Genomic DNA, 4,080 nt, shown 5'->3' with positions numbered 1-4,080 from the left:
ACCCAGTCGCGCACGATTTGCAGGGTGACACCGGCAAACTTGGACGCATCACTCCGACTTCCGCCGTCAACGATCAACGCCAGCGCCAGTAGCCGGCGAACCTGATCCGGGTCACTGCATCGTCGGGCAAATACCCGCAAATCCTATGATGTGTAATCGGTCCGAACCCCAATCGTTGCCGCCATTGCAAGCTTCCATATGCCTGCCGCAACGAATCATAATTTCACCCGGTTGGGAATCCTTCGCGTGGGTCAGCCTCAGCGCGCCTTGGTATAAAATCCGCAGAAGCGGCGAAAGGAGGAACGATCGTCGAGCGCCTCGGCCAGCTTCACGTCGGACAGATCGTACCAGATCGAAAGAAGCAGCGCCCTGAACATCGCGACTGGCGGCCAGGCGGGTTCCCCTTTGCTGACCGGGTAGAGCGGGTCAAGAAGCGCTGCCACTGAGTTCCAGTCGATCAGCTTGGCAAGTTCGTCGAGCGCTGATGACGGCCGGGGTCGCCCGGCAAACCAAACTGCTCCTGGCCTATCGAACGCTGCGCCATGGCTACCCGCCCACAGGTCTCATTACTGGGGCGACACGCAACGCGGTGCACGCAACGATATCGTCGCCGCTCTGGAACCCGGCGCGGCGGTCGGCTCAATTTCCGGACTTGGATTCTCGCCCGAAGCCCTGCTTCAAATGCTCATCAACATGGTCGAGGCAGAGGCCACAACATTGGCCATAATTCATATATTCTGGACGTTCTCCGCGATTTTGCTCGTTGCGGCGGCCCTGATTTGGCTGGCTCCGCGTCCAAAGCGAAGCGGCGGCGTCTCGATAGGGCATTAACCCTGCTCATGCTTGCTTCGACATAGACAGCAAAGCTAGCTCGGCCTCACTGGCTTGATTCACCACGCTATGGAGGGTCGCGGGCTTGTCTTACGGGGTTGCTGGGTTCGTATCCAAGCCATTAGGTATGGTGCGCAGCAAAAACCTCGGGTGTGGCATTCATAACCCTGATGCTTTTTGAGGAACGTGCAAACATCCTTAGCCAGCTTCCGGTCATCGGATTGGCCGGTGGCGTCCAAAGCAGCGACAGCTTGCTCATGAGCATGTCGTATCTCATGGCATCGGACGACGTGCCGCGCCTTTTAACCGCGGGCCAAGTGCGAAAGTAGACCTTGGTTCAGTACTGCTGCTCCGGGACATAGAGGACAAGTCCGTCAAGCCGTTCATCAAGCTTAATCTGGCAGGCTAGGCGGCTTTCTTCGGTTCTGCCCTCGACAAATTGAAGCAAATCGGCCTCCATACTGCAATCGACAAGGCATCCGACCCGGCCGATCCATCTGGGATCGACATGGACGTGACATGTGGCACAAGCGCATTGGCCACCACAATCGCCGTCGATTCCCGGGACATCGTTGAACAGTGCCGCTTCGCGAGCCGTCATTCCGGATCCGATTTCAACGGGAAACCGGCGACCGTCGTGGGCAACAAAGGTGACCTTGACCATCGAACTGCAACTTTCCTTTTGCGCGGGATTTAGTGCGCGTGAAGTTTGACCGGCAAGCGGGTGATGCCGCGAACAAGGTTTGACAGCAGTCGCTCGGGCTCGCCAACGACCTCGACGAAGTGGAAGCGCTTCTGGATCTCTTCCCAGGTGATCCGCAATTGCAATTCGGCTAGTCGATTGCCCATGCAGCGATGGATGCCGAAGCCGAACGAAAGATGCTGGCGCGGGTTCTTCCGGTCAATGATAAACTCCTCGGGCCGGTCAAGCACCGTTTCGTCGCGGTTGCCCGAAAGATACCACATGACGACCTTGTCACCCTTGGAGATGCGCTTTCCGCCGATCTCGCTGTCTTCGAGCGCAGTTCTGCGCATGTGGGTGAGCGGAGTCTGCCAGCGGATGATTTCAGGAACCATGCTGCCGATCAAGCCGGGGTCGCGCCGCAATTTATCATACTGTTGGGGATGCCGGTTCAGCGCCAGGACCCCGCCGCTGATCGAATTGCGGGTAGTGTCGTTTCCGCCCACGATCAGCAGCAGCAGGTTGCCCAGGAATTCGAGGAACGGCATTTCGCGCGTGGCAGGCGAATTCGCCATCATTGAGATCAAGTCGTTACCCCCCGGCTGGTCGATCCGCTGGTCCCAGAGCCCTTTGAAATACATCGCACACTCGATAAGCTCTTTGCGGCGCTGTTCGAAGGAACCGACTATTCCTGCCCCTGGTATCGCGGTCGTGACATCGGACCAACGGGTCAGGCGTGCCCGCTCATCCCAGGGAAAGTCGAACAGGGTTGCCAGCGTCATGGTGGTCAATTCGACCGAAACGCTCTGGACCCAGTCGATCTCCTCACCGACTGGCAGCGAATCAAGAATAGCACCGGCACGTTCGCGGATCACGGGTTCGAGCAGCAGCAGGTTTGACGGCGCCACTGCCGGAGTGACCGCCTTGCGCTGGTCGTCGTGCTTGGGCTGATCCATCGCGATGAACATCTCGAGCTCGAGATTGCTCTGGTCGCTGTGCATATCCTGGATCGCAATCCCGCCCAGCCTGGCTTCGGATGAAAACGCCTTGTGGTTGGTGTCGACCGCCATGATGTCGTTGTATCGAGTGATAGACCAGTAGGGTCCGTAGGCGCTTTCGGCGCAATAATGAACCGGGTCCTCACGCCGCAGCCGCTCGAAGAAGGCCCCAACCTTGTCGCTCTGGAACAGGCTTGGGCGAGCAACGTCGATTTCCGCAAGAGGGATGGCGGCAATGGCCCGGGCAAGATCGGCCTCGTCCAGATCGGTTGGAATTGCCTGCGCGGCCATGGTCACCTCCCTCAGCACAGTTTACTTTGGGATGGCTAAAGGCAGATCGCCAATGAGTCAATAAATGGTATAATGGTTTGTCCAAAAATACCTCATATGCCAGGCTCCATATGAGCACATTGACAGCATTTGGATTAATTCTTATCAGAATATCATGAAATCCAGTCACGCCCCTGTCCGCCCGGCGGCACCCGCCGCAAGCTTTGTTCAGATCAAGACCAAGCGCGCCCTGTTGCTTGCCCGCGAGATTGTCGAAGACATCGAGAGTAACGCGCAGGGGCCGGGTGACCGGCTTCCCCACGAGCATGCCATGCTGGCACGCTACGATGTGGCGCGCGCCACGCTGCGCGAGGCACTACGTTTTCTCGAATTGCAGGGTGTGATCCATCTCGCCCCGGGTCGGGGCGGCGGACCGGTTATCACCCGTCCGCAGACCGCAGATTTCGCCAGCTCGATGGCGCTGGTTTTGCAATTCATGGATACCGACCTTCGGGCGCTGCTCGAACTGCGCGAGGCGGTTGCCCCGATGGTTGCGGCGCGGGCTGCGGAGATGGCTACCGTTGCCGATCTTGCTGCGCTCGAGGATAGCCTGGCACAGCTCGAGCGTGAGCGCGACGGACCGGAATTCGAGGAAACCAATCGGCGGTTTCACGATCTGCTGGGCTGGGCAAGCGGAAACCCGACCTTCGGTCTGCTGGTCTCCGCTCTGCACCTGTTGACCCGCAGCATGTCAGTAGGTCTGGGCTATTCGGTGCAGGAGCGTGACGCCCAGTTGAGGTGCCTCGGCCGTGTGCTTCACGCCGTGCGGATGCGCGACGCTGTGTCTGCCCGGCGCCAGATGGAACGGCTCATCGATGGATCGACCCAATATCTGGCAGAGCGCAGTCCCGATCTACTCGCGCAAAAGGTCCGCTGGGGGGACGCAAGCCGGGAAATCTGAAGGAGAGAGACGATGGCTTTGAACAGCCGCATTTGCGACTTGCTGAAGATTGAATACCCGATCGTCCTCGCCGGCATGGGTGGGGCAAGCGTTCCGGCGCTAGCGGCGGCGGTTTCCAATGCGGGGGGGTTTGGGGTCGTGGGCGCCGCAGCCTGCGCGCCCAAGCGACTGCGGGAATGGATTGCCCAAACCCGCGCACTGACCGACAAGCCGTTTGGGGTCGATACCCTGCTGCCGGCTTCGGTGCGCCTGGGCAAGCCCCCGCAAATCGGCGCCGCGCGCGCCGATCCGATGGCGCTGGCGGCCGAATACCGCGAGTTTGCCGAGGATTTCATGGC

General features: G+C 59.6%; 5 protein-coding genes. 2 read left to right on the top strand and 3 right to left on the bottom strand.

Going from position 1 to position 4,080, the window contains the following annotated elements; translation table 11 throughout:
* Positions 1–257: 257 nt before the first annotated feature.
* From ACT6VE_RS34455 to ACT6VE_RS34445, 3 genes are all read right to left on the bottom strand, one after another.
* Positions 258–443: a transposase gene (locus tag ACT6VE_RS34455; RefSeq protein ID WP_287891646.1), complete on the bottom strand. Its 186-nt coding sequence runs from the start codon at positions 441–443 to the stop codon at positions 258–260.
* Between the two features lie 725 nt (positions 444–1,168).
* On the bottom strand, positions 1,169–1,495 hold the full coding sequence (locus ACT6VE_RS34450) for a 2Fe-2S iron-sulfur cluster-binding protein (RefSeq protein WP_054136162.1): 327 nt from the start codon (positions 1,493–1,495) through the stop codon (positions 1,169–1,171).
* A gap of 29 nt (positions 1,496–1,524) precedes the next feature.
* Positions 1,525–2,802: a cytochrome P450 gene (locus tag ACT6VE_RS34445; protein WP_156318215.1), complete on the bottom strand. Its 1,278-nt coding sequence runs from the start codon at positions 2,800–2,802 to the stop codon at positions 1,525–1,527.
* Positions 2,803–2,956: 154 nt separating this feature from the next.
* On the opposite strand from ACT6VE_RS34445, the gene ACT6VE_RS34440 reads away from it, so the two are divergent.
* Complete coding sequence (locus ACT6VE_RS34440; protein ID WP_054136163.1) at positions 2,957–3,742, top strand: FadR/GntR family transcriptional regulator; 786 nt, start codon at positions 2,957–2,959, stop codon at positions 3,740–3,742.
* A gap of 12 nt (positions 3,743–3,754) precedes the next feature.
* Positions 3,755–4,080 (top strand): nitronate monooxygenase (locus ACT6VE_RS34435; protein WP_444802618.1); only part of this gene is annotated, 326 nt, incomplete at its 3' end.

This window comes from Shinella sp., assembly GCF_052438155.1.
Classification (GTDB): Bacteria; Pseudomonadota; Alphaproteobacteria; order Rhizobiales; family Rhizobiaceae; genus Shinella.
Note: the sequence above shows the minus strand (reverse complement) of the source record. Positions and strands in the feature narration are given on the sequence as shown.